A 25,608-nucleotide genomic window follows, 5' to 3' on the forward strand; every position below is an offset into this window, starting at 1 on the left:
CGTCACCGTTCAGACGGGCAGGCCAGTTGTCTCGTCGGCGTGGGTTCGTGCCGGTGGCGTATCACCGGTCTCGTCCACGTCACCCGTCTCACCGCTCGGGAGCGGCTTGCGCAACCGGGTGCGTGGCAGGGGTGGTCGAAGGGTCGCGAGCTGCTTCGAGAGCAGTAGCCAGCCGCGCTGGTAATCGGGTCTCAGCGTCATCGGCGTGACGCGCGGATCGTTGGCGAACTCCACGATGTGCGGCACGTGGGTGAGGGGCACGCGCTCATAGCGGTTGCGCCAAGAACTGATGGTGGCGCTGCTCACCCCGATGGCTTCGGCGAGCACGAACTGCGTGCCCGCGAGATCGCACGCGAGGTCGAGCGCTTCGAGGCCACGACGCGCCTGACGGCGCTGCGTGGCCGATGGACGGACAGGTGCCATGTTCGTTATCTCCCTTAACGGGAATAACAATAATCCGCAATAAGACAGCAATCAAATAACGTGCGAAACGTTGAAAACGTATAAAACGTCGAATGCGTTTAAAACGGATTAAAAGTCGAAAATGTGCAATACCTCGAATGCGTCTAATGCGGCGAAAACGTGTAAAAGTTGTAATTTCAAGTTACGTAATTAAATTCGTTGTAAAACCCACCGCATAACGCTCACCGCCAGTTTATCGGGCTATCTGCGACGCCTTTTCTTTCAGTAGCGTTACGGGTTCGTGTCACAGGGTTGTCACAGGGTTGCACCTGTAGCCGGATGAACTGATGCACCAACTTCGCGCGGTAGTGCACGGCGTTTGCCAGCGACTCTAAGGATATTCCCTTACTCAAACTGGCACCGATTGTTCTTGCATAGGAAAAACCCTCACATGTAACCGCTCCCACATAGTGGCTCTCGAAATTAAAGATGCCCTTCAAATCCCTATTTCATCGGACTTTTCGGGATGGCGCTGGTAGGGCGCAACCCGCCAAATCCGACTTATAACTTAAAGTCATATCTATATGAGATAGCGATCTATATAAAACGCATTTTGCGGCAATTGATACCGGTTGTTTAATTTCATAAACTCCGTTACTCGAAAGCCGAGAGTGCTTAATCATGAAGCGCGTCCATGACCCGTTTGATACGTTGCTGTTGCCGCTGACTTTAAAAAGCGGTGCGCCTTATCTCACTCGCGTCACGCTTCAGGCACGCGATATTGATTCGCTGCTTGAAGCAGCGATTGCGGTCAAGAACGTTATTCCGGTAGAGCGCACTCCCGAAATCACCCGCGCACGCTACAACACGCGGCGTGACATGTGGAGCGTGACCGTGCGCACGAGACGCACAGCATGAGCGCTGCCTACCACTTCACCGGGCGCACGCCGATGTCGTACCGGCGGGTACTGCGGTCGCTACCTAAACCGTTGCGGCGACAGTGGTTGACGTTGCGTTATCGGTACGACGCACCGCGCATCATGATTGGATGCGCGTGCAAGCTATTCCCCACAATAACAGACACGAGGACAACACCGATGCAAGAGCCGCCGCAGAGCAAGGAAGAATGGCGACAGGTTTTATGCGATGCGATTGCGAACCGTGAGACCCGTCCCACCGAGCACGACGTGATACTGCGCCTCGTGCTGCATACGGCGGACCCGTCAATCCAGCAGATGCGCGAGTTCATTACCAGCGTCCACGCGAACCTGCGGGAAGTATGCCGCCACTTCGGGATCGTCTTGCGCGTTCACCCGGATCACGACCAGATGATGCGTGACATTGAACGTCTGGAAGCCCGTTTGCCGATGACGCCCCGGCTTACGGCATTAACCCGCGTTGCGCTGCTGTCGCAGTACACGAGAACAAGGCACTAAGGCAGCACCAGCAGTTGCACTGTCAGGCAGGGCGTCAGGGCAGGCTTCAGGGAGAACATCAAATGGAGAACGACACAGCGCTCGCGGTGAACGAGCGGCAGCAGTACGTGGGTGGTTCTGACGCCGCGGCTGCGTGCGGTCAGTCACGCTTCAAGACGGCGTACCAGCTCGGGCTTGAAAAGCTCGGGCTACTCGACCCGGAAAGCCTGTTCGATGACACGGCGCGCGAGCGCATGGCATTCGGACAGGCTATCGAGCCGGTCATTGCCGACATGTTCGCCGAGCGCTACAGGGTGAAACTGCGCCGCCATCACCAGCTCGCGCATGACGCGACACACCCGCAACTTTGTGCGCACTACGACCGCACGCTGATCGGCAGGCCCGAAGGGTTTGAAGCAAAGAACGTCGATTCGATGGCGTTCCGGCTCGGCGAGTGGGGCGAGCCCGGAACCGATATGGTGCCCACTGAGTACTACCTGCAATGCGTTCATTACCTGATGGTGTCGGGCTACGAGCGCTGGCATCTCGGTGCCTGTGTCGGTGGTTCACGCCTGGTGTGTTATGTCATCGAGCGCGACGAGGAAGCTATCGACCTTCTGCGCGAAGGCGAACTCGACTTCTGGCATCACATCGAGCGCGGTACACCACCACCTCTCGACTACCAGCACCCCACGGCGCTCGGCCTGATGAAAAGGCTCTACCGCAACACGAACGGTCAGACGGTCAACCTTCCCCCCGAAGCGGAAGCGCTGCACTATGCGCGGCTCGATTTCGATGAGCACGCGAAGCTGATGGAGAAAGGCTCCGACGCGGCGAAGGCGCGGCTCATGGACATGATGGGCGACGCCAGTATCGGGCTGTTACCGAACGGCGGTGCGTACCGGCGCAAGCTGGTGAAGCGCGGCGGTTATGTGGTGGAGGACACGACTTACGTTGACTTCCGCTATTCGAAGAAGGGAGGCGGCAATGAGTGAAGTTCTTGCGTCGAACCCGTTCGGCAACGAGGGACCGCCGTCGGTCGTGGGTGCGCTAGTCGCCGCCGAGCAGCAGCGCGCGATTGCCGAGGTGCAGGCCGCGCTCGTCTTTGCGCGCACCTCGCCGCGCGACCCGCGCAGGTGTATGGACGCGATCCTCACCGAGTGCCAGCGTGCAACGCTCGCCGAGGAAGCCACATACTCGTATGTCCGTGGTGGTACCGAGGTCACGGGGCCGTCGATCCGGCTCGCCGAGACGATTGCGCGCAACTGGCGGAACATGGTCGCGGGCGTCAAGGTACTGTCGCGGCGCGATGGTGTCTCCGAATGCCTCGCGTTCTGCTGGGATCTCGAATCGAACGTGCGCGAGGAGCGCGGTTTCACGGTGCGCCACTGGCGCGACACCAAGCAGGGCGGCTACCCGCTGCGCGACGAGCGCGACATCAGCGAGCTGGAGCTAAACATCGGCTCCCGCCGCAAGCGCGCCTGCATCCTCGCGCTGATACCTGGGGACGTGACCGACGCGGCGGTGCGCCAGTGTGAGTACACGGTCAACACGAAGATTGAACTGACGCCCGAACTGGTGGCGGACATGCTCAACCGGCTCGCCGCCTTCGGGGTCACACGTGAGATGGTGGAGAAGCGCATTCAGCGCCGTATCGACGCAATCACACCCGCGAACGTGGGTTCGCTGCGCCGTATCTATACATCACTGCGCGACGGTATGAGCACGCCCGCAGAGTGGTTTGAAATGCCCGCCGACGACCCCGCCGCGAACGTGGCCGAGCCCGTGGGTTCGTCGCGCACCGCATCGGTCAAGAGCCGGATGAAGGCGAACGCGAAGAAACGCGAACCGGTATCGAAGCCGTCCGCCGCCCCGCGCGCCGATGAACCACGTGATAAGGCGACACCTGTCAGCACGTATGCGGACGTGGCCGACGCGCTCAAGATGGCGGGCAGCATGGAAGCGCTGAATCTCGCGGGTGACCTGATCCGCTCGGTCGCCAACGAGGAGCAGCGGCGCGAACTGTCCGAACTGTATTCGACGCTCGCCGCGAAGTTCGACGACGAAGGGAGCCAGTGATGCTCACCGCTCAGGAATGCTCGCACTGCGGCAGGAATAACAGCGGCAACACGCCAATCGAGGGTGACGCCTCGCCAGAACCGGGTGACGTGTCACTGTGCGCGTACTGTGCGCTCTTTTCCGTCTTCACGGATGAACTCACGCTGCGCAGGCCGAACGCTGACGAGACCAGATGGATACGCGCCAGCCCGCTTTGCAGACGTGCGCAGATGGCGCTGGTGTTCGGTCACAGAATGCTGGTGGGGGGATAACCATGCTCACCGATCAGGACCACAAGTGGTTTGCAGCACGCGAACTGCTCGTGACGGACGAGAACAATGCACTGGACGGCGCACTCGAAGAAACGCTCGCGGCGCTCCGCGACTTCGATCTGCCGTGCGCAGCCGGTGACCATGTTGCTTCGCTCGAAGCGGCGCTGGTGCGCTACATCGTTGAATCACGGATTGAGCCGGAGGGGGCCTGGTGATGAGAAGCATACAGGACTACTGGACGGAGTTCAGACAGAACCGGCTGTCTCCGGTCGCCTCTCCGGTGCAGGTCGCCGAAGTCCATCTCGCGTTCTATTGCGGGGTCGGTGCCATGCTCGACGCTATCTCGCAACTGCGCGCGCTGGACGATCACGCTGAATCCGTGTACCTCGCTTCGTACTACCACGAGGTGCGCACCTTCGGGCGTAACAGCTAACAGGAGAAACACGACATGGATTCCCTGCCGAGCATTGCCGAGAACTTCGAGCGATACCGCGCCACCGAGTTACCCGAGGAGATGTCACCGGAGGCGGTGGCGGTGTTGCGTAATGCGTTCTATCAGGGCGTGGGTTCGACGCTCTGGATGGTGGACAAGGTGAAGCGCACAGCCGACACGCCCGCCGTGGGGTTGCTGGCGCTGGAGAACCTGAACGACGAATACCGGCTTTACGAGCGTGAACGTATCGCCGCGCTGCTCGGTGATGCACTGGTGTCGGGACGTGTGCTGGGTGGCGATGGTGTTGGCGGCGTGTTCGTATTGCTTCGGCGGCGCGAGGAGTAGACCATGTTCGACCTGACCAAACAGACCGCACGGGTGGACAACCTGAACCCGAAGCCTGAAATGCACGGTGCCGAGGAAGTGAAGTTCATCGACATCAAGCTCAAGGCCGACCTGTCGAACACCATCCTCGACAGCTTCTCGCCGACGCTGCGCGAGGCGTTGTTCTGCGCGGGTCCGCAGCCCGACATGCACGGGCACCTGAAACACCTGAAGCATCCCGAACTGGGTGTGCAGCACTGGGCCGGTGAGTTTCGCCCGGTGGTGTTGCAGATTCACGGTAGTGGCCGCTCCGCGAAAGACGACATGGTGTTTCGCGAGACGCGACTCTCGAAAATCGCCTTTGAACCGAAGGAAGGAGGCACCTGTGCGTTCGTGTGGAATATCCGAGTCCAACCCAACGAAGCGGACGCGGGCCGCCTGTTCGGGCTTATGCACGCCGAGGTACGCATCACGCAGGACATGTCCGCGGCGACCACACATGAGGGTGATGGAGACGAGTGAACTGGTGGCGATCAGCGCGGCAGTGCGCGCGGTCGTTCCGCTGGCGTTGCTTCTTTCCTTCATGCTGTTTCTGATACAGGTTCTGGCATGTCTCGCGGGCATCGTTTATCTCGCGCGTCAGTTCGCGACGTGGATTACTGGGTAGAGCAACAGCCGCGCCGTTTCCACTGCCGCTGCTGTGGTCTGCCGTTCAGCGACGCGAACGTGTTCAGCGATGCGGGCTGGCTGGAAACGCAGATTTCGGGTCTGTGCGAGGTTTGCTTTGATACCTACGGTGAGATGCCGGTGAACGATAATGCAGACCATCCCGAGGGTGATTAGCGTGGGCACGCGTGAGCACCTGGCGCGTCACCGCGCGTCATTGCCCCCTGACATGATGGCCCCGGCGCTCGCGGTCGGCGAGACGCTGGAGAACATGCCGGGGGAAAGGCTGCTGAATGTCGAACAGGTGCTCGCGCTGCTACCGTGGGACATCAGTCGCCGCGTCTGGACCGATGGGGTGCGCGCGGGCCGCTTCCCCGCACCTTCAGCGTCGCTGACGCGCAAGACCCGCTACTGGCGCGCGGACAGTATCCGGGCGATGATAAGCACGGCGGGCAGGTAGAAACGGCTACAGGCGGCTGGCACCGGCTGGTGAATGCACTGGTAGCGAGCCCGTGCGCGCGTAGCCGCCACGGGGCCGCAGGGTGACAGGGAGAGGAGCATGGCGACAGCGAAGGGTGGTGAAAAGCTGGACGGCGGCGTGCTGGAGCACGCGGTTATCGCGGCTCAGGGGTGGGAAGGTTTTACGATCACCACCGATGACGGTCACCCGGCGACGCTGGCGGTGGTCGACGAACGCGGGCAGATTATCGAGAGCGGCCCCGAACTGGTGTCCGAGTTGTGGGCGGTGGCGGTGATGTCGTACCGGCGTTTTCTCATCAAGGAAAAAGCCCTGAAGGTCTGGTCCGAACCGTCAGGGCTTTTTGAGGAGCGCGAGTAGGTCTCGCGCCATGTATCGTTAGGCAGCGCGCCGGGTTCGCCGCGGACGCGGATCGTTTTCGAGCGCGGCGTGGTTGCGGTCGTCCACTTCCACAGGTTCACACACCGGATCGGTGAGGTATTCACCGGTCTTGCGGTCCAGCCACACAATCGCCTGAATGTCGTGCTTGGAGACAAAGCGCACACCGATCCGCGTCCGGTCTGCGGGCAGCGCGATCTCGATGCGCTTGAACGTGTCACTAATCATCCGGCGCACCTTCATCCGCGCATCCGTGTTGAGCGCTTCCACACCCTCGCGCAGTTCTGCCCATACCTGAGCCACGGCGGGATGCGACAGCCGCTGGAGCGCTTCGAGTTCGTGTTCGCACTCGGTGACCCTGTTCCGTTCAGCGCCTAGTTGTGCTTGTAGTTTGCGCGTATGCGCCACCAGCAGCTCGGGTGTCTCCTGGTCATCGATTCCCGCTGCGTCCATGAACTTTCTGATCGCCGCCTCGGTCTCGGCGACGGTCTGACGGGCGATCACCAGCCGCTCCGCCATGTCGCGCTGTTTCGCGTCGGTATCCCGGAACAGCGCTGAGAGGTTCATCTGATCGCTGCAGAACTTCATCACCGCGCGCTCAAGCATATCGACCTTGCAGCCCCCCGCAGGACACGCGTTGCCTCGCTTCTGCAATCCGCTACACATGATGCGCCGGAAACCGGCGTGCGGTGATGGTTTGCTTCCGGGTGATCTGATGCGCACATATGGCTGCACATTCTGTCCCGCCATCGCGAAACCACAATGCGCGCAGAAGGTGATGCCGAGGCCGCTCAGGATGTTGACTGTGTCACCTTTGGTGATGCGCCGACCCCGCTGTCCGCGCAGGAACTGGAGCGACGCGAACTCTGCCTCGGTGAGCAGCGCGGGGTAATAGCCGGGGAGGGTGTAGGTCGTTGTCTCGATCCCCTGGTCCTCGACCCCTTGAACGGTGGCTGTCTTCTCGCCAATGAGCGCTCGCTTGCTCATCACCGCATAGAGGCGGTACGTGTCGGAGATGCCCTTGGGAATCGGGATGTTCCGTTCGCGCATCAGCTCAAAGGCGCGGCGCGGACCGTAACCGTCGCGGTAGAGATCGAACAGCGCTCGAATACCGAACGCGCGGTCGGGTATCAGGTCGAAGGCTTGGGTCTCCTCGTTCCACCTTACCCAATCCGGGTCGCTGCCCAACTTGATGCGACAGGGCTTCTTCTGCCAGTTCGCGCACTTCGCGTGGTACGCGCTGCGGATACGCTTGGCTTTCGATGCGCTTTCCTCGTGCGCGCGGATCATCACGGCGAGCGCGAGAAACAGGCGGTTCGGGTCACGCGCAAGGCCGTCGCGGCTGTAAATCTGATTATCGTTCGAGGTCACGATGGTGACACCCGCGCGAACGATGTCGTTGAACTGGTCCTGTGCGTCGATCGGTTCGGCGCGGCTCAAGCGGTCCAGCGACTCGACCAGCAGCACGTCGCCGGGTTGGACCACGTTTAGCTTCGGGTCACGCAGCGCGGCCAAAAAAACGCCAAGCGCCCCCTTGGTGATGTGCTCGTTCTTGTAGGCGCTGAGACCCGGATCGAACATGGTCAGCTTTTCGTCCACGGTGTAGCCGTGATCCGCTGCCCACTTGTGCGCGTAGTTCATCTGACGCTCAAAGCTGTCGCCCTTCTCCTGCCGGGCGCTGGAGAATCGGCCATACACGAACAGCCGGGGAACCGCGCCAGCGCTGGCTGCGGCCTTCATAGGGTTGGTTTTTTTCATCGGGTGTAACCTTGCAAAAAGTGGGGGATACGTGGGTAACTATTGAGTAGTCTAGGTGACGGCCGACGTCTACGCGGGCGGCCTGTCCGAGCAGATCACGGGCCAGGCGCTGAAGAATCTGCAAGTGCCGCGCGACAAGGTCGTGATCGCGACCAAGGTGTTCGGCCAGACCGGCGAGTTCGCGAACGCGCGCGGCGCGTCGCGCTATCACATCCTCGACGGCATCAAGGCGAGCCTGAAGCGTCTGCAGCTCGATCACGTCGACCTGTATCAGATCCACGGGTTCGATCCGGCCACGCCGATCGAGGAAACCGTGCGCGCCCTCGATACGCTCGTGCAGCACGGTCATGTGCGCTACGTCGGCGTGTCGAACTGGGCCGCCTGGCAGATCGCGAAGGCGCTCGGCATCGCCGAGCGGCTCGGCACCGCGCGCTTCGAAACGCTGCAGGCGTACTACACGTTAGCGGGCCGCGATCTCGAACGCGAACTCGTACCGATGCTGCAAAGCGAAGGCCTCGGCCTGATGGTGTGGAGTCCGCTCGCGGGCGGCTTGCTGAGCGGCAAATATGGACGCGAGCAGCAGGCCGAGGCGGGCAGCCGCCGCACCAGCTTCGATTTTCCGCCGGTCGATCGCGAGCGCGCGTATGACTGCATCGACGTGATGCGCGAGATTGCCGCGGTGAAAAACGTGTCGGTCGCGCAGATCGCGCTGGCGTGGCTGCTGCATCAGCGTGTCGTCAGCACGGTGATCGTCGGCGCGAAGAAGATCGAGCAGCTCGACGACAACATCGCGGCGACCAACGTCGCGCTATCCGCCGATGAGCTCGCGAAGCTCGCCGAGGTCAGCACGCTGCCCGCCGAGTATCCGGGCTGGATGCTGGAGCGGCAGGGGGAGCAACGTCGGCAGCAACTGGCTGACGCGCGCAACGGCGTGCCGCGGTAGCGCCACCGCGTACTGGCGAACGCCGACCGGACGTGCGGCGAGGGCCGGCGCCCGGCGCAGGAAACGGCGTCGCATCGCATCGCTCGAAGAGGCCTGAATCGTCATCGTCGCGCCGCGCCAGTTTCATGCTCGCGTGGCCGCGACGAACCTCACATCTGTCACGCGATTGCGCGTAGACTTCACACTGCAGGTCTTTTTCGCATCGGCTATGCCGATGTCTCGCGTTTTATTTCAGACTCCTATCCAGTTCGTGACATTTTCATTCGATTCAATTACAAAAGCCGGCGCTTTCGTGGCGTTGGCTTGCTGTTCGCTGACATTGCCGCATTTCGCCCACGCGGCCGACAACGTGATCGTGCTCGACTCGGGCGAAGCGCAGCTCACGCTGATCGATCCCGCCACGCGCAAAGTGATCGGCACCGAGCCGACCGGCAAGGAACCCCACCATCTGATGATCACGCCCGACGGCAATTCGCTGATCGTCGCGGATTCGATTTCGAACGACCTGATGTTCGTCGACCCTCACAGCGGGCGTGTGCAACGCCGCGTCGAGGACATCGAAGATCCGTATCAGCTTGGCTTTTCGCCTGACCACAAGTGGTTCGTGACCGCGGGCCTGAGGCTCGATCGCGTCGATATCTATCACTACGATGGCACGAACGTGACGCTCGCGAAGCGGATTGCGCTTGCGAAAACACCGAGCCACCTGACCTTTGCATCCGATAACCGCACCGTGTTCGTCACGCTGCAGGACACCGGCGAAGTCGCGGCGATCGATCTGCCCACCCAGTCGGTCTCGTGGAAGCTGCATGTAGGCAAGACGCCAGCCGGACTCTGGATGACGCCGGGCGATCGTTATCTGCTCGTCGGCATGACGGGCGAAGACAATGTCGCAGTGGTCGACTGGAGGAACCGCCAACTCGTGAAGAAAATCCACACAGGCCGCGGCGCGCACAACTTCCGCAATCTCGACGATGGCCAGCACATCGCCGTGTCGAATCGCGTGGAGAGCACGATCAGCATCCTCGACTACAACACCCTGACCAAAGTGGCCGACATCACCGGCCTGATGCCCGGTCCCGACGACATGGAACTATCGGCGGACCGGCGCTATCTATGGGTGACGTTCCGCTTCGCGAGGCACGTCGGCGTCATCGACCTGAGCACGCATCGGCTGGTCGATACGATCGCGGTGGGGCGCTCGCCGCACGGCCTGTATTTCGCCAACCGCGCGCCGGTCTACGCGCCCAATCCGGACTGAGGCAACCCGAAAGGCTTTACATGATCCACGAACTCGTCGCTCAACTCGACAACGGCATCTCAGCGCTGCAGACGCTGCTGTACGTCGATGTCGTCCAGCCGATCTTTTACCGCTTCAATCTGATGGGCTATGACGAAGACACTTACGACGCACTCTACTGGGTGATCGTTGGCGCGTTGCAGATAGTCGTGTCGTATCTGTTGTTGCGGCCGCTCGAAGCGCTTCGCCCGGTGGAGACCTGGACGGACCGCAAGGCGTTGCGCGCGGACGTGATCTACACATGGATCGCCAAGCTCGGCATCATCAACATCGCGTTCTTCTTTGTGCTGCAGCCGTTCTTCAACCATTGGCAGAGCCTGATGGCGATCCACGACGTGCCCAACATCGACGTCGATGATTTGTGGCCGGGCGTCACCGATCAACCGCTCGTGTCGTTTCTGATCTATCTGGTCGTGCTCGATTTCGCCGGCTACTGGTATCACCGCTGGCAACATCGGTTCGGCGTGTGGTGGGAGTTGCATGCGGTTCATCACAGCCAGCGGCAGATGTCGCTGTGGGCCGACGACCGCAACCACTTTCTCGACGACGTCTTGCAGGCGGCTTTTTTTGCGGCCATTTCGCTGTTCATCGGCGTGCAGCCGAGCCAGTTCGTCGTGCTGGTGGCGCTCGGCAATTTCATGCAGAGCGTGCAGCACGTGAACGCGCGCCTCACTTATGGCTGGCTGCTCGAACGCCTGATCGTGAGCCCCGCGTTTCATCGGCGTCATCATGCGATCGGCTATGGCCACGAAGGCACCCGCTACGGCTGCAATTTTGGCGTGCTGTTTCCGTGGTGGGACATGCTATTCAGGACCGCGTCGTGGGACCGCGCCGTCGAGCCGACCGGTATCCGCGATCAGTTGCCCGCGCCGCATGGTGCCGCGCGCTCGTATGGGGATGGACTCATCGCGCAGCAGTGGTACGCGTTCGGGCGCATCGCCGCGCGTCTGCGCGCACGGCACGGTGCGGGCGGAGTCGGCGCCCGATAACAGCAGGAATCGATGGCGAAGCTGCCCGGCATGGGCGGGTAGCTCGATCCATCAAGTTCCGCGTGGTTCGAAATGGCCGCGGAGTACCTTGGGTTCTCCGCGGCCAATTTCGTTTCGGCACGCGCTCAGGTCTCGACGTCCGCGAGACTGAAGGTCTCCGTCTTGTCGTTGTACGAGAAGATTTCCGCGTAGCGGCCCCAGTCGATCACCGCATCGAGTGTTTCCTGCGCCGCGCTGTCGGACAGCAGGTCCTCGAGCTCCTGCTCGAAGCGCACGCGCGGCGCACGATGTCCGGGCCGCTCGTTGAGCACCTTGCGGATCCGCGCGGCGAGCGGCACGCACTGCAACAGATGATCGGCGAACATGATCTTGCGCTCCTGCGTACTGCCCTCGGCGAATCGATGCGCGGGCGGCGTGAGGAGCATGTCGCCCTCGCTGAGCTCGGCAAAGCGGAGGTACTGCAGCATTTCCGCGATCGGGAACAGTTCGTCGACTTCCAGTTGCAGCGTGCGCGCAATCTCGGGCATGTCGGCGCGGCCATTGTAGGGCGCGGCCGCCAGCGTTTCGATCAGACCGGCCATCAGGTTCGTCGACACGTTCGGCAACCAGCTGCCGGGTTCGAGTTCGCGTTTGGCGGCGGTGCCGGTGGGGCGCGCAGTCATCTTCGCGTAGATCTCGTCGACGAGCGCGCGAAAATCCGGATCGAGCCGGTTGCGCGGATGCGCGAACGGCACCACGGTCTCGGCCACCACGCGCCCGGGGTTCGACGACAGCACGAGAATGCGATCGCACATGAACACGGCTTCCTCGATGTTGTGTGTGACGATCAGCACCGACTTGATCGGCATGCGGTCCTGGTTCCACAGGTCGAGCAGGTCGGTGCGTAGCGTTTCGGCGGTCAGCACGTCGAGCGCCGAGAACGGCTCGTCCATCAGCAGGATGGTCGGATCGACGACGAGCGCGCGCGCAAAGCCGACGCGCTGCCGCATGCCGCCCGACAGTTCGCGCGGGTACGCGTTTTCGAAACCGTCGAGGCCGATCAGATCGATCGCCGCGAGCGCGCGCGTGCGCCGCTCCTCGACGCCGACGCCGAGCGCCTCCAGCCCCGCTTCGACGTTTTGAAGCACCGTCAGCCACGGAAACAGCGCGAAGGTCTGGAACACCATCGCGACGCCCTCGGCGGGACCGTCGAGCGGCTTGCCCAGGTAGGTCGCATGGCCGCTCGTCGGCCGGATCAAGCCGGCGATGATGCGTAGCAGAGTCGACTTGCCGGAGCCCGAGCGGCCCAGCAGTCCGACGATCTCGCCCTCGTGCAGCGTCAGATTGACGTCGTCGAGCACCAGCAGCTCGCTCTGGTTTTTATGGAAGCCCCGGCTCACGTGCTCGATATTGAGCACTTGCGCGCCAACACGCGGCGATGACTGCAGCAGGTCGGCGGGAACGGCTTGAATGACGTTTTGCATGGGTTCACTCCTAGTCGAGTCGGAGCCTGGATTCGGCAAAGGCATACAGGGGGCGCCACAACGAACGGTTGAACAGCGTGACGAAGAGCGACATCACGGCGACGCCAAGGATGATCTTCGGAAAGTCGCCGGCCGCGGTCGTCTCGGCGATATAGGCGCCGAGGCCGTGCGCGACCACCTTGGTGTCGCCCCACTGCACGAACTCGGACACGATGCTCGCGTTCCACGCGCCGCCCGATGCGGTGATCGCGCCGGTCACGTAGTAGGGGAACACGCCCGGCAGCATCACCTGACGCCACCATTGCCAGCCGCGAATGCGGAAATTGGTGGCCGCCTCGCGGTAGTCGTTCGGATAGGCGGTGGCGCCCGCGATCACGTTGAACAGGATGTACCACTGCGTGCCGAGCACGATCAGCGGCGACAACCAGATATCCGGATTCAGATGAAAGCGCACGATCACGATCACGAACACCGGGAACAGCAGGTTCGCGGGGAACGCGGCGAGAAACTGCGCGAGCGGCTGCACTTTTTCCGCGAGCGCTGGCCGCAGGCCGATCAAAACGCCGATCGGCACCCAGATCACCGACGAGATCGCGATCAGCAGCGCGACGCGCAGCAGTGTGATGAGCCCGAGCACGAACACGTGGCCGACCTCGTCGAGCGTGACGCCGGTACGCACATAGGCGACGACGCGATAGATCACATAGACCGTCAGCACGAATACGAGCACGCCCCACACGATGTCCCCGATGCGCGTCGACTTCTCGCTGCGCGCCCGGCCGGCGCGCCGGACCCTCGCGAATGGCACCCGGAAAGGCAGGCGGGCGGTGGTCGCGAGCATCACGCCCGCCGGCGTCAGCAACTGGTGAATCAGACGCGTGCGCCGCATCATGTCGAGCAGCCAGGACTGCGGCGCGTTGCCCGAACTCGTGGTCTCCATGCGGAACTTGTCCGCCCACGCGACGAGCGGACGGAACAGCAACTGGTCATACGCGAGGATCACGATCGTCATCGTCAGAATGACCCAGCCGACCGCATGCAGATTCTGGTCGCTGATCGCCTGCGCCAGATAGGCGCCGATGCCCGGCAGCGTAACCGTATGATTGCCGACCGTAATCGCCTCGGAAGCCACCACGAAAAACCAGCCGCCCGACATCGACATCATCATGTTCCAGATCAAGCCCGGCATCGAGAACGGCACTTCGAGCTTCCAGAAGCGCTGCCATGAGGTCAGATGAAAGCCGCGCGACACTTCGTCGAGATCGCGCGGCACCGTGCGCAGCGACTGATAGAAGCTGAACGTCATGTTCCACGCCTGGCTCGTGAAGATCGCGAAGATCGCGGCGAGCTCGGCGCCGAGCACGCGGCCCGGAAACATCGCGAGGAAGAAGGTGACCGTAAACGAAATGTAGCCAAGCACCGGTACCGACTGCAGGATGTCGAGGATCGGCACCAGCACCTTCTCGGCACGGCCGCTTTTCGCGGCCAGCGTGCCATAGACCAGCGTGAAGACGAGCGACGCGACCATCGCCGCGAGCATGCGCAGCGTGGTGCGCATCGCGTACTCCGGCAGGTTGAGCGGATCGAGCGAGATCACCTGCGTGTTGAGCGTCGACATCGGCGCTAGAGTCTGATGAAAGCCGATCGACGCCATCGCGATCAGGCAGATGATCAGCGGAAAGGCAACGAAGTCCCAGCCGTTTGGAAGCAGCCGCCGGGCGGATGCATTGGCGGTGCGGTTCAGGTTGAAACCGAACTCCATCAGTAATCTCCTGGGCCGTAAGTATTTGCCCGCAGCGAAGTCGTGCCGGCGTGCACGGCGGCGACATGCGCATCGATTCGCGGCGGATCGTTGAGTTGGAACATGACGAAACGCAAGTTGTAAGGGTTTATTCGGCAAGCAACGGTCACGACGAATCAACGCCACAATCTTTCGATCATGACGTTGATTCGTGACGGAAACTTGGCAGAGCTTAAGAGAGTAGCGATCCGATGCGGCGCCAGAGCGTGGCGAGCCGATTTGAACGGACCGGATCGAGCGACAGCAGCGACTCGTAGTGAGCGCGCGACTCGTTGCGACAAGGCAGATGCGGCAAAAGCAGAGCGAAATTCATGACGTTTCTCCGCGCGTCGTGTGTGACGCGGCAAGCGGAAAGCGGGCAGACGGTCCGACGTCGCACGCTTGGCGCGGCGTCAGGGTGCTAGCGGCTTTCCTTCTGTAAGGCTGAATGGAAGGGGCATAAACAACAACTGTCACTGTCGGGCATGTGGGCTCCTCGTCGGGTTGAGCTGCGCTCAGGCGCGCAGCGCGGTTCTACCGGCCCTCGACCGAAGCCGCGACGAGGCGCGGGGAATGGGCGAGCGTCGGCCGCAAACCCGAAGGCTTGCGAGGGCGTGCCAGTGCGGACGAGCGAAGGCCGCGGCCACATGGCGCTGGTGATCGAGGTACACGGAGAAGATTTGCTACGGCGCGCACCGTTCTGCCTGCTGGCGGAACGGCGGCGCGGGGAAGAGGCGCGGACGTTCTGCCGGTCAGGCAGCGAAACTGTTCGAAGATCGACTACTGCAGGTGTCCAAGGCATCAGCCCCAGTTGAGAAGACGGGCGAATTCTAGACGCGGTAAAAACCAGGAGTCAACCAGATTCTTTAAGCAGAGCCAACATTCATCGACTCAGCTTGCGCAACGAGTTCGAGAAGCGTTGTTTGATGTCCAGAGAATCCGATGTGATCTTTATGCGTTTTTTACTTGCGCTTTTGCGGGCGGTGTCAATACAATCCGCCCCAACGTATCGAAGGAGTCGTCCATGGACGCATGTTCAGGCAGTGGAAGTCCGATGCCGGCCAGCGCCGGCAGCACAACCGCGAGATAGTCGACGCAGGTTCACTCCTTCGCCGCTAACTCGCCCCCAGTCGGGTTAGCGCGCTTCAATTCTGACCGGCCCTTGCCGCCGGTTTTCCGTAGCACGCTTCCTCAGTTCTGACCGTCGTCTGCAACCTCTGCTTGCAGATGCGGTTGCGCTTGCGCATCGCGCTCGCCTTCGAGGCGAGCGACGCGGAGGGATGATGCTTGTCTATCTGTTTCATCAATTGCGGCAACGCCTGTTGCGCTCGGGACACGTAAGCGCGTTGCGCTCGCGGTGTGCCGACTCTTTCGCATACCTGCATGTTTCCTTACTGTCCGTTTGCATGTCGGCGCTCACCCATGCACCGCTGTCGTCGACTGCGTCCGATGCAGGTGTCGCGCTGCCATGCGGCACGGATCGCAAGTCGCTGCGTCTGCTGGAGCGGGCGACGCGAATGGCCGCTCGTGCCGCGCTGCGCGCGGCTCATGCCGGGCGTCCGCTGACGCCGACCGGTTACGCGATTCTCGCGACGGCCGTGGCCGTCGGCACGGTACTCGCGACGCTGTCAGCATCGACCTGCGACGATCCGGAGAGTGCGTTACGGCAGCGTTGGTGGCTCGCGCAACTTTGCATGCCGGCAATGAATTGAACACACGTTTGCCATGTGCGTGTGCGAATAACAACGGAGCGATCCGCCTATAACTTCAATCCCCAAATACGTGATGGAAAAAATCTACAAGCGCAGACTGCTGGGCTGCGGTGGCCCGGTTGCCGTGAGTGCCATTCTTTCTCTCGGCCTCGTTCCTTGCGCGTTCGCGCAGACATCCGGCGAAGCCGCGCCGGCGCAAGCTGCGCCATCGACTGCACCGGCCGCATCGGCTCCCGGTGCCACGGACAATGCGGCGCCCGCCGACCAAAGCGCGGCCGCGCCGACGGGATTGTGGGAGCGCTCGAACCTGCTCGGCGACATGGGCGGCCTGCGTCCCTGGCTCGGCAACTATGGTGTGACGTTCAATCTGCAGGAAACCAGCGAGTACATGGGCAACGTGTCGGGCGGCACGAATCGCGGCGGCGCTTATCAGGGCTTGACCGAGTTCGGGCTCGTCGTCGATACGCAGAAAGCCTTTGGATTGCCGGGCGGCACCTTCAACGTATCCGGTCTGCAGATTCACGGCACGAGCCTGACCGCCAGAAATCTGCAAACGCTGCAAACCGCGAGCGGCATAGAAGCCGACGCCGCGACCCGTCTGTGGGAGTTGTGGTATCAGCAGTCGCTCGGCAACGTCGACGTGAAGATCGGTCAGCAGAGTCTCGACCAGGAGTTCATGATCAGCCAGTACGCGGCAACCTTCATGAACGCGACGTTCGGCTGGCCAGTGCTGCCAGCCGTCGATCTGCCGGCGGGCGGACCGGCTTATCCGCTGTCGTCGCTCGGCGTGAGGGCCCGGGCGTCGTTCGCGAATGGGGTAACCGTGCTGGGCGGCGTATTCGACGGCAATCCTGCGCCTGGCGTCGGCGATCCGCAAAAGCTCAACGCGAGCGGCACCAATTTCAATCTCGGTAACGGCGCGCTCGTGATCGGCGAACTGCAGTACGCGATCAACCAGCCGTCGGCGAATCCGTCCGACCCGAAGCCGGCTGGCCTGCCGGGCACCTACAAGCTCGGCTTCTGGTACAACAGCAACCACTTCGCGGATCAGGGTTTCGACACGAACGGACTGTCGCTCGCGAATCCGGCGAGCAACGGTGTGCCGGCGAGTCATCGCGGCAACTACAGCATCTACGCGGTCGCCGATCAGATGGTGTGGCGCGCGGGCCCCGACAGTCCGCAATCGCTCGGCGTGTTCGCGCGCATCATGGGCGCGCCGGGCGACCGCAATCTGGTCGATCTCGGCGTGAACGCGGGCGTGACACTCAAGGCGCCGTTCAAGGGACGCGACAACGACGTGGTCGGGCTAGCGCTCGGCTATGCGAAGATCGGCCCGCACGCGCAGGATCTCGCGAGCGCGCAGGCGCTCTACACGCCAGGCTATCCGTCGCGCAGCGCGGAGACGGTGCTCGAAGCCACCTACCAGTACCAGGTCGCGCCGTGGTGGATGCTGCAAGCGGACTTTCAGTATTTCTGGCTGCCGGGTGGCGGGATTCCGGACCCGAACGATTCATCCCAGCGCATCAAGAACGAAGCGGTTCTCGGCTTGCGCACGACGATTCAGTTCTGACGTTCAGCGGACGAATGGTCATCAAGCTGGCAGGCGTTTGATCGATCGCTTCGACAAGCGCCTCGCGCCGCATCGCCGAACCTGCCCGGCCGATGCGGCGCGTAACGAAGCGCCATGACTTGCCGATTGCCGCGACTAGCGGCGAGTCATCGGCCCGCTCACCCCTGCGTATGCGCGGCGACCGCGTCCAGCGTGCGCGCCGAGTACACCAGCGTCGCACCGGCATTGATCGCCATCGCGACGCCGAGCGCTTCGGCGATTTCCTCGCGGGTCGCGCCGTGCTTCAGTGCTTCGGCCGTATGGACCGTGATACAGCCGTCACAGCGCAGGCTGACCGCGACCGCGAGCGCAATCAGCTCGCGCGTTTTCGCGCCGAGCAGATCGGTCTTCTGACCTGCGCTCGACATCGCCTGATACGCCTTCACGCTATCCGGCGCGAGCTTCGACATTTCGCCGATACGGCCGAACAGTTCCTTGCGGTAATCGATCCAGTTCAACATGGTAGAGCTCCTTGGTCCGTTGCGCGTCGGCGGTTGCCGGCGTCGTGGGACAAAGTATTGCGCCGCGCCGCGATATCCTGAATACTGATTCGACTCAACTTTTAGCGCGCTCGTCTCATGGACACGCTCAGCCGCCTGCTCGACCTTGCCCGGCCGCAAGCGAGCCTCGATCTCCGCTGCCTGCTCTCGGGCGCATTCGATATCGATCACGCGCCGCTGGAGGCGGGCGTCGCGCCGTTTCATCTGGTGCTGGACGGCAGTTGCGTGGTCGAGACCGCCACCGGCGAGCCGCTCAAATTGCAGGCCGGCGATTTCATGCTGTTTCCGCGTGGCGCCGCGCATCGCGTGCGCGACGCGAAGCGCTCGGTCGGCGGGTTGCCGTTGACGCTCGGGCACGACGGCATGCTCCCGGTGCGGCGCAACGATGGCCATGAAACCACCGCCACGTCCGCGCCCGCGCCCGGGCACACCGCGAATCGTGACGGCGTCGATCTGCTGTGCGGCCGCTTCGTCTATGCGCCCGGTTCGTCGGCTCTGCTGCTCAATGTGCTGCCCGATCCGCTGCACGTGTCGCTCGCGGATGCGCAAACGCTCGATGCGTTGCAAACGGTGATCGCGCTGATGCGAGGCGAAGCGGAGCGGCGTCAGCCCGGTGCGCTCGCAATCGTCACGGCCTTGAGCCACGCGCTGTTCGCAATGGCGCTGCGCGTGCACGGCGAGCGCAACGCGAACAGCGCCGGCATGCTCGCGTTGCTGTCGGACGCGCGCCTCGGCGCATCGGTGCAGGCCATGCTCGACGCACCCGAGCGCGCATGGACGATCTCCGAACTCGGCGAACGCGCGGCGATGTCGCGCGCCACCTACGCGCGCCACTTCAACGAACGCGCGGGCGTGACGGTGATGGATTTTCTGACGCAGATCCGCATGGCGATCGCCAGCGATTTGCTGCTGCGCACGCAACGCAGCGCGGCGGACATCGGCGAGGCGGTCGGCTATCAATCGGAAGCGGCGTTCGGCAAGGCGTTTGCGCAAAGCGTCGGCGTGACGCCGGGACGCTACCGGCGTCGCACGCAAGCGGACGATGCTCCGGACGACTGATTAAAAACTCGCAGCGCGTGCGATTCTATTTGGGCGATTCGCCCTTGCTGAACGCACGTCTTTCGAGCGACGCCATCAATCGCGCGATCACCAGCGCGCAAACCGTGCCGAGCGTCACTTCGGCGAGCCGCACGAAAGCCTTGTCCCACGCGGGGCCGATGCCTGGCGCCAGTAGCATGATCGTCGCGGTGATGCCGCCCAGGCGCGCCGCGCTGCCGACGTTGACGATCCAGCAGATCAGGATCGCGACCGCCACGGTCGCCGCATAGGCAGCGAAATGACCGCCGCCAGCGAGCGTGCCGATCAGCCCGCAAATACCGCCGACCATCGCGCCGATGAACTGATCGCGCGACAGCTTGCGGGTGTCGATATAACTATGCTGGCTCACCGCGATCGCGGTGATCGCGGCCCAGAACGCCTGCTCCGTATGCAGCGCGCGGCCGATGCCGAACGCGAGACTCGCGCCCGCAACCGCCTGGACTGCCATGAAGCCGCCCTCGATCAGGCGGTCGCCGAGCGGCAGCGTCTTCAGGAAAGCGAACAGCGCATCGGCGGCGTGCGTGCGCGAGGATGGGCTTGAATCGTCGGACGGAGTCATCGGATCAGGGCGGCTCGGCGGGGCAGGGTAGTGCCGTATTCTAGCCGCTCCGCTTCACGCTTCCGCCGTCATCTAGATCGTGCCGAACAGCGCGCGCGGCCGGTCGCGCAGCGTGTGCGCGAGAATCTGCAGGCCGCGCGTCAACTGCTCGCGCGACGCGGCGCAGGCGAGATTGATGCGCACGCCGTGCTCGACCGTCGAGCGATCGACCGCGAACGCGGAGGCCGGCATCGTGTTGACGCCGCGCGCGAGCGCATTGGCCGCGAAGTCGTCCGAGCGCCACGGCGGCGGCACGCGCAACCACACGAACATGCATGCGGGATCGCTCACCAGATGCTCGGCGGGCAATAGTTCGCGCGCGATTTCCTGGCGCGCGCGCAACTCGGCGCGCTGCGCGTCGAGGATCGTCTGCGCGGTGCCGTCCTCGATCCAGCGTGTCGCGATCAGCGTCGACAGCGGCGCGGGCATCCACGCTGTCGTGCGCACCGCTTCCGCGGCCAGTGCCGCGCCATGCGGCGGTGTGTGCAGATAGCCGATGCGTAGACCCGGTGCGAGGATCTTCGACGTCGATGTGATGTGGAAAGTCAGCTCCGGACACAGGCTCGCAATCGTCGGCAGGCGCGCTTGCAGCAGCGGGCCGTATACGTCGTCTTCGATGATTACGATGTGATGCCGACGCGCGATGTCGGCGAGCGCCGCGCGGCGCGCGAGGCTCATCGTCACGACGGTCGGGTTTTGCAGATTCGGCACCGTGAAGATCGCCTTCACGCGCCGATGCCGGCACTCGTCTTCGAGACGGTCGGGCAGCAGTCCTTCGTCGTCGCTCGGAATGCCGACGAGTTCGAACTGAAACACCGGCGCAAGGGCTTTCAGGCCGTAGTAGGTCAGCTGATCCGACAGAATCACGCCCTCGTGACCCATCAGGCTGCTCAGCACCGCATACAGGCCATGCTGCGCGCCGCTCGTGACGACCACGCTGTCGGCAGCGGGTGTGAAGCCGGGCGCGGCGAGCCACTGCGCGCCCGCGGCGCGCGCCCATTCGGGGCCTTGCGGCGGCTGATATTCCTGAGTCTCCGGGTAGCGGGGATCGTGCGCGATCAACGGCATGGTCCGCGCGAGCTGCGTGAGGAATTCGCCGGTGGCCGGCCTGTTCACGGTCAGGTCGATCACGGCGTTCGGGTTGGCGCTGCCGTTCGCCGATGCGCTGTCGCTGCGGGCATGCACGGCCGGCATGGCGCCGCCAGTGACGATCGAGCCGCGCCGCTTGCTCGCGACGATCAGCCCGCGCGCCTGCAACTCCTTGTACGCGCGCGACACGGTGGAGACATTCAGACCCAGCTCCGACGCAAGCTCGCGCTGCGGCGGTAGACGGCTGCCGGGCGGGTAGAGGCCGCTGCGGACTTTTTCTTCGAGGCCACGCGAGACTTCGAGATAAGTCGGCTGACGCCCCTTTGTCTGGAGGTTGTCTTCACCGTTTGTGTGGTCAATTGCGCTTTTCATCCAGCGTGAATCTCCATACAAAAACTCGTTCGGCCGTACCGGACAAGCCAATACTAAACCCGTTTGTCATCCGATCGGCAAGCGAAAGCACGTCACCTGCACAATTTCGGCCCGTTTCGCTCGGGGAAAGTACCTAAGTCCACACAAAGCCAAATTAATTGCACACAAAAAAACTTTGTGTGAGTATTAAAACATGATTTGTATGGCGTTGTGTCGAAAGACGACGCGCAACTGTAGTACAGGAGGGACGGTCGTGATAGAGCTTCAGAGCACGCTCCCGTCGGCCGGTGCATCCGGTGCGGGTTCGGGTCGGACGGCCGGGTCGGCCGGCCGGCGAACGCCATGAGCGAAGTCGCCGTGCTGGGCGCGGGCTTTATCGGCCTGTCGAGCGCCTATTGGCTGATGCGCGACGGTCACCGCGTCACGCTGTTCGACGCGCTCGGTCCGGGCGAGGCTACGTCGTACGGCAATGCGGGCACGTTCGCCAACTACGGCTGCATTCCGGTGAACAACCCGGCGGTGTTCCGCAATCTGCCGCGCTTCCTGTTTTCGCCGACGAGTCCGCTGCGGATTCGCTGGCGCTATCTGCCGCAGCTCGCGCCGTGGCTCGCGCGCTTTCTGTGCGCATCGATGCCGCGACGCTACGAGCACAGCGCGCAGGCACTTGCAAGCCTGCTGTCGCGCGCGTTCGAAGGCTACCGCGAGATGCTCGCGAGCGACGACCTGTCGCGCTTCGTGCGGCCGCGCGAATGTCTGTACCTGTATTCGGATGCGGCGTCGTTCGAGGCGGCCCAGCCGTCGCTCGCGTTGCGCCGCTCGCTCGGCGTGCGCTTCGAAAACTTCGACCGCGCCGGCATCGCCGCACTCGAGCCGAATCTCGCACCGATCTTTGCGCACGGCACGTTGTTCAACGACAGCTGGTTCCTCAGCGACCCGCGCGGCTTCCTGCAGACGCTGCACGCGGCGCTGCTCGCTCGCGGTCTAAGGCATGAGCGCATCGCGGTTCGCACACTCGTGCCGGGCGCAACCGGCGTGCGCATCGTCGACGACGCGGGGCGCGCATACGACGCGGCGCAGGTGGTCGTCTGTGCCGGCGCGTTTTCGGGCCGCTTTGCGCGCCAATGCGGCGACCGCGTACCGCTCGATACCGAGCGTGGCTATCACGTGCGATTCCCGGGCACGTCATCGCTGATTTCGCGGCCGTGCGGCTGGGCCGAGCGCGGCTTCTACATGGTGCCGATGGACGGCGGCATCCGCGCGGCGGGCACCGTCGAACTTGGCGGCTATGGACCGCAGCGCAATGCCGCGCTACTCGATCTGATCACGCGCTCCGCGCAGCACGCGCTGCCGCAATTGCCGCAACCGGATAGCGACTGGCTCGGTTTCCGGCCCAGTTTGCCCGACGGCCTGCCGGTCGTCGGGCCATCGAGCGCGTCGCCACGCGTCGTCTATGCATTCGGTCATCAGCATCTGGGCGTCACGCTGGGCGGCGTGACGGGCAGCGTCGTCGCCGATCTGGTGGCGGGGCGCCTGCCGCCGGTCGATCTCGCGCCTTTTAGCGCGCGTCGTTTTTAACCACCGCAACTGTTGCACGGAAAAGGACGGACATCATGAAACGCAGAAACCTGGTTGTCGCACTCGCCCTTGGGATGTTGTGCGCGCACGCGCCGTCGTACGGCGCCGACCCGCAAATCGTCAAGATCGGTTTCGTCGGACCGCTGACCGGACCGGTCGCGCGGGTCGGCAAGGATCTGCAGAACGGCGCGCAGCTCGCGATCGACGAAGCGAACGCGAAGCATCCGATGATCGGTGGCAAACCCGTCAAATATGTGCTCGACGTGCAAGACGATCAGGCCGATCCGCGCATCGCGATCCAGGTCGCGCAGAAGCTCGTCGACGACGGCGTGGTCGGCGTGATCGGCCATTACAACTCGGGCTGCAGTATTCCGGCCTCGGCCGTCTATCACACAGCGAACGTCGCGATGATCACGCCGGGCTCCACGAATCCGGCGCTCACGGCGCAGGGCTTTCCGAACGTGTTTCGCACGATGGGGCACGACGGGGTGGGCGGCGTGATCGCGGGCGAGTTCGCGGTGCAGCAGTTGAAGGCTAAGCGCATCGGCATCATCGACGATCGCACCGCGTTCGGCCAGGGCCTCGCCGATGCATTCGAGAAGGGCGCGAAGCAGGCGAACGGCAATATCGTCGATCGCGAGTTCACGAACGACAAGGCGGTCGATCTGCGCGCGATCCTGACTTCGTTGAAACAGAAAAACGTGGACCTGATCTTCTTCGGCGGACTCGACGAGCAGGGCGCGATGCTGGTCAAGCAGATGCGCTCTCTCGGCATGCCCGCGCAACTGTTCGGCGCTGGCGCGCTGAAGAGCAATGCCTTCCTGCAGATTGCAGGCAACGCGGGCGAGGGTACGCGCGATCTCGAGCCCGGTCCGGCGCTCGACAAGCTGCCGGCCGCGCAGGAATTCGGCAAGCGCTACAAGGCGCGGTTCAATCAGGATGTCGAGCTTTATGCGCCGTTCGCCTACGACGCCGCGCTCGCGATGATTCAGGCGATCCAGGACGCGGACTCGCTCGATCGCGCGAAGATCGTCGCGGCTTTCCCGAAGGTGAACGTGACTGGCGTGACGGGGAAAATCGCGTTCGATCCGCATGGGGATCTGATCAAGCCGCCTTATACGCTGTTCGAGGTGCAGCAGGGGCAGTGGAAGAGCCAGCGGACCGTGGGCGGGAGTGGTGGCGTGTGATTTTGACTCACACCGGGCCGGCTGTCGCAACGGCGCGACTTTGTAGCGCGCTGTTGCGGACGCCGGCCGGAATCATCACGCCATCAGAACAGCACAATGCCAATAGATGCATCAGGCGCGTGCTGATCAATGCACGAGCCCGTGCCTCGCAACGAGCTTGTCGATCTGCTCGATTGGGATCGGGGCCGAAATATAGTATCCCTGACAATCTATCTGATCGATTGTCTTGACCCATGCGAACTGCTCCTCAGTTTCGACACCTTCGATAACGACCCGCTTGCCAAGTCGTTGTCCGAGCTCGATCAGCGATTCGACGACGAGCTTCGAATCCGCATTGTCCTGAACATCGCGCATGAACTTGCGGTCGAGCTTCAATGTGTCGATGCCGAGACGGTGAAGAATGGCGAGCGACCAGCACCCCGCGCCGAAGTCGTCGATCGCGACGCTTACACCGCATTCCTTTAGTGATTCTATTGACGACGCGAGCGTTTCGATTGAACCGGGATCCGTGTTCTCGGTGAGTTCGATCTGCAAGCGCGAGGTATCGATCGAGCAGTTGCCAAGCAGGGTGGACACCTTGTTCGCAAGGCCGGGTCGCCGGATTTCGGCCGCGGGGAGATTAACGGACAGCGAGAGCCTGTCGTACCCGCGCACGGTCCAATCGGCGAGCGTTCGAGCTGCTTGCGCCGTGATGAAATCCGTAAAACTCCCGGTCAACGGAGAGTCTTCCACGACGTCGATAAACGAGCCCGGTGTCAAGACGCCGCGTGACGGATGGTTCCATCGCAACAGCGATTCAAAGCCCGACAACCGGCCTTCTCCCATACGCAATTTCGGTTGATAGACGAAGAAGAACTCTCGTGCTGCCAGACCGCGTTTGGCGTCGGCGATCGTGCAAAGGGTGCGAGCGTCCGTGGCGATGCGTTCCATGTTTACCTCTGATGCACGTGTGCTGCAAACCACCTGCCGGGTCGATCGACCTGCCGGTGTCAATTCCGTGACGCGCGAAATTTGAATTCACGATTGAACGCCTTTTGACGTTAATTATTTGTGAATTCGCGCGCTATTTGTCACCGTCTATTCCCGATCCTTGTGTTGGCAGGCGTGCCATTCGATGACTGCCATTCTTGTTGGGATCGTATCGAATCCCGTTATGCGGCGCTGTGAATTATTGAAAAACCGACCTTGCGGATGGTGAATTGGGGAGTT

28 protein-coding genes are annotated in these 25,608 nt (G+C 62.9%); 19 read left to right on the forward strand and 9 right to left on the reverse strand.

All coding sequences use genetic code 11. The features are described 5' to 3' along the window. Positions 1-9: 9 nt before the first annotated feature. A complete protein-coding gene (locus L0U84_RS26815) occupies positions 10-423 on the reverse strand; it encodes a YdaS family helix-turn-helix protein (RefSeq protein ID WP_233854273.1) in 414 nt (137 codons plus the stop codon). 660 nt (positions 424-1,083) lie between these two features. Here L0U84_RS26815 and L0U84_RS26820 point away from each other — a divergent pair. From L0U84_RS26820 to L0U84_RS26870, 11 genes are all read left to right on the forward strand, one after another. Then, positions 1,084-1,320, forward strand: a complete 237-nt coding sequence (locus L0U84_RS26820; protein WP_233854275.1) for a hypothetical protein — start codon at positions 1,084-1,086, stop codon at positions 1,318-1,320. Positions 1,321-1,499: 179 nt separating this feature from the next. Continuing rightward, the gene (locus L0U84_RS26825; protein ID WP_233854277.1) at positions 1,500-1,838 is read left to right on the forward strand and encodes a hypothetical protein; all 339 of its coding nucleotides are present in this window, start codon (positions 1,500-1,502) and stop codon (positions 1,836-1,838) included. Between the two features lie 86 nt (positions 1,839-1,924). Next, positions 1,925-2,812 carry a YqaJ viral recombinase family nuclease gene (locus tag L0U84_RS26830; protein ID WP_233854279.1) on the forward strand — a complete coding sequence of 296 codons (888 nt, stop codon included), beginning with the start codon at positions 1,925-1,927 and terminating at the stop codon, positions 2,810-2,812. Next, the gene (locus L0U84_RS26835; protein ID WP_233854282.1) at positions 2,805-3,896 is read left to right on the forward strand and encodes a hypothetical protein; all 1,092 of its coding nucleotides are present in this window, start codon (positions 2,805-2,807) and stop codon (positions 3,894-3,896) included. The genes L0U84_RS26830 and L0U84_RS26835 overlap by 8 nt, the downstream gene beginning before the upstream one ends. A 253-nt stretch (positions 3,897-4,149) precedes the next feature. After that, positions 4,150-4,362, forward strand: coding sequence for a hypothetical protein (locus tag L0U84_RS26840; RefSeq protein WP_233854291.1), 213 nt, complete (start codon positions 4,150-4,152; stop codon positions 4,360-4,362). After that, positions 4,362-4,580, forward strand: a complete 219-nt coding sequence (locus L0U84_RS26845; RefSeq protein WP_233854293.1) for a hypothetical protein — start codon at positions 4,362-4,364, stop codon at positions 4,578-4,580. Before L0U84_RS26840 ends, L0U84_RS26845 begins: the two co-directional genes overlap by 1 nt. Positions 4,581-4,595: 15 nt before the next feature. After that, positions 4,596-4,925, forward strand: coding sequence for a hypothetical protein (locus L0U84_RS26850; protein WP_233854295.1), 330 nt, complete (start codon positions 4,596-4,598; stop codon positions 4,923-4,925). Between the two features lie 3 nt (positions 4,926-4,928). Next, positions 4,929-5,426 carry a hypothetical protein gene (locus L0U84_RS26855; RefSeq protein WP_233854297.1) on the forward strand — a complete coding sequence of 166 codons (498 nt, stop codon included), beginning with the start codon at positions 4,929-4,931 and terminating at the stop codon, positions 5,424-5,426. Next, positions 5,413-5,571, forward strand: a complete 159-nt coding sequence (locus L0U84_RS26860; protein WP_233854299.1) for a hypothetical protein — start codon at positions 5,413-5,415, stop codon at positions 5,569-5,571. Before L0U84_RS26855 ends, L0U84_RS26860 begins: the two co-directional genes overlap by 14 nt. A 150-nt stretch (positions 5,572-5,721) precedes the next feature. Beyond that, on the forward strand, positions 5,722-6,030 hold the full coding sequence (locus tag L0U84_RS26865) for a helix-turn-helix transcriptional regulator (protein ID WP_233854301.1): 309 nt from the start codon (positions 5,722-5,724) through the stop codon (positions 6,028-6,030). 99 nt (positions 6,031-6,129) lie between these two features. Further along, positions 6,130-6,408 (forward strand): hypothetical protein, encoded by a 279-nt coding sequence (locus L0U84_RS26870; protein WP_233854304.1) that lies wholly within the window; start codon positions 6,130-6,132, stop codon positions 6,406-6,408. A gap of 18 nt (positions 6,409-6,426) precedes the next feature. Here L0U84_RS26870 and L0U84_RS26875 read toward each other — a convergent pair whose 3' ends face one another. Then, complete coding sequence (locus L0U84_RS26875; protein ID WP_233854306.1) at positions 6,427-8,184, reverse strand: recombinase family protein; 1,758 nt, start codon at positions 8,182-8,184, stop codon at positions 6,427-6,429. A 55-nt stretch (positions 8,185-8,239) separates the two neighbouring features. On the opposite strand from L0U84_RS26875, the gene L0U84_RS26880 reads away from it, so the two are divergent. From L0U84_RS26880 to L0U84_RS26890, 3 genes are all read left to right on the forward strand, one after another. Further along, a complete protein-coding gene (locus L0U84_RS26880) occupies positions 8,240-9,127 on the forward strand; it encodes an aldo/keto reductase (RefSeq protein ID WP_233854308.1) in 888 nt (295 codons plus the stop codon). Positions 9,128-9,341: 214 nt separating this feature from the next. Then, complete coding sequence (locus L0U84_RS26885) at positions 9,342-10,388, forward strand: YncE family protein (RefSeq protein ID WP_233854310.1); 1,047 nt, start codon at positions 9,342-9,344, stop codon at positions 10,386-10,388. A gap of 20 nt (positions 10,389-10,408) precedes the next feature. Beyond that, positions 10,409-11,416 (forward strand): sterol desaturase family protein, encoded by a 1,008-nt coding sequence (locus L0U84_RS26890; RefSeq protein ID WP_233854318.1) that lies wholly within the window; start codon positions 10,409-10,411, stop codon positions 11,414-11,416. Between the two features lie 125 nt (positions 11,417-11,541). Here the strand turns inward: L0U84_RS26890 and L0U84_RS26895 are convergent, their stop codons facing one another. From L0U84_RS26895 to L0U84_RS26905, 3 genes are all read right to left on the reverse strand, one after another. Further along, positions 11,542-12,879: an ABC transporter ATP-binding protein gene (locus L0U84_RS26895; RefSeq protein WP_233854320.1), complete on the reverse strand. Its 1,338-nt coding sequence runs from the start codon at positions 12,877-12,879 to the stop codon at positions 11,542-11,544. Positions 12,880-12,889: 10 nt separating this feature from the next. Continuing rightward, positions 12,890-14,641: an ABC transporter permease gene (locus L0U84_RS26900; RefSeq protein WP_233854329.1), complete on the reverse strand. Its 1,752-nt coding sequence runs from the start codon at positions 14,639-14,641 to the stop codon at positions 12,890-12,892. A gap of 211 nt (positions 14,642-14,852) precedes the next feature. After that, entirely contained in the window at positions 14,853-14,993 is a 141-nt protein-coding gene (locus L0U84_RS26905; RefSeq protein ID WP_233854331.1) for a hypothetical protein, read from the reverse strand. A gap of 946 nt (positions 14,994-15,939) precedes the next feature. Between L0U84_RS26905 and L0U84_RS26910 the strand changes: the two genes are divergently transcribed. Both L0U84_RS26910 and L0U84_RS26915 read left to right on the forward strand, forming a co-directional pair. Further along, complete coding sequence (locus L0U84_RS26910) at positions 15,940-16,371, forward strand: hypothetical protein (protein WP_233854334.1); 432 nt, start codon at positions 15,940-15,942, stop codon at positions 16,369-16,371. A gap of 73 nt (positions 16,372-16,444) precedes the next feature. Next, a complete protein-coding gene (locus L0U84_RS26915) occupies positions 16,445-17,941 on the forward strand; it encodes a carbohydrate porin (RefSeq protein WP_233854336.1) in 1,497 nt (498 codons plus the stop codon). 158 nt (positions 17,942-18,099) lie between these two features. On the opposite strand, the gene L0U84_RS26920 is transcribed toward L0U84_RS26915, so the two are convergent. Continuing rightward, entirely contained in the window at positions 18,100-18,441 is a 342-nt protein-coding gene (locus L0U84_RS26920; RefSeq protein ID WP_129958387.1) for a carboxymuconolactone decarboxylase family protein, read from the reverse strand. 117 nt (positions 18,442-18,558) lie between these two features. On the opposite strand from L0U84_RS26920, the gene L0U84_RS26925 reads away from it, so the two are divergent. After that, positions 18,559-19,539, forward strand: a complete 981-nt coding sequence (locus L0U84_RS26925; RefSeq protein ID WP_233854338.1) for a cupin domain-containing protein — start codon at positions 18,559-18,561, stop codon at positions 19,537-19,539. Between the two features lie 25 nt (positions 19,540-19,564). Here the strand turns inward: L0U84_RS26925 and L0U84_RS26930 are convergent, their stop codons facing one another. After that, complete coding sequence (locus L0U84_RS26930) at positions 19,565-20,137, reverse strand: FUSC family protein (RefSeq protein ID WP_233854340.1); 573 nt, start codon at positions 20,135-20,137, stop codon at positions 19,565-19,567. 72 nt (positions 20,138-20,209) lie between these two features. Further along, positions 20,210-21,637 carry an aminotransferase-like domain-containing protein gene (locus L0U84_RS26935; protein ID WP_233854342.1) on the reverse strand — a complete coding sequence of 476 codons (1,428 nt, stop codon included), beginning with the start codon at positions 21,635-21,637 and terminating at the stop codon, positions 20,210-20,212. A 342-nt stretch (positions 21,638-21,979) separates the two neighbouring features. Here L0U84_RS26935 and L0U84_RS26940 point away from each other — a divergent pair, with 342 nt between their 5' ends. Then, complete coding sequence (locus tag L0U84_RS26940) at positions 21,980-23,212, forward strand: NAD(P)/FAD-dependent oxidoreductase (protein ID WP_233854345.1); 1,233 nt, start codon at positions 21,980-21,982, stop codon at positions 23,210-23,212. Positions 23,213-23,247: 35 nt separating this feature from the next. Further along, positions 23,248-24,399, forward strand: coding sequence for a branched-chain amino acid ABC transporter substrate-binding protein (locus tag L0U84_RS26945; RefSeq protein ID WP_233854347.1), 1,152 nt, complete (start codon positions 23,248-23,250; stop codon positions 24,397-24,399). Between the two features lie 126 nt (positions 24,400-24,525). Here L0U84_RS26945 and L0U84_RS26950 read toward each other — a convergent pair whose 3' ends face one another. Further along, on the reverse strand, positions 24,526-25,329 hold the full coding sequence (locus L0U84_RS26950) for an EAL domain-containing protein (RefSeq protein WP_233854349.1): 804 nt from the start codon (positions 25,327-25,329) through the stop codon (positions 24,526-24,528). Positions 25,330-25,608 lie beyond the last annotated feature (279 nt).

Origin of the sequence: Paraburkholderia sp. HD33-4 (genome assembly GCF_021390635.1) — a bacterium.
Taxonomy (GTDB): domain Bacteria; phylum Pseudomonadota; class Gammaproteobacteria; order Burkholderiales; family Burkholderiaceae; genus Paraburkholderia.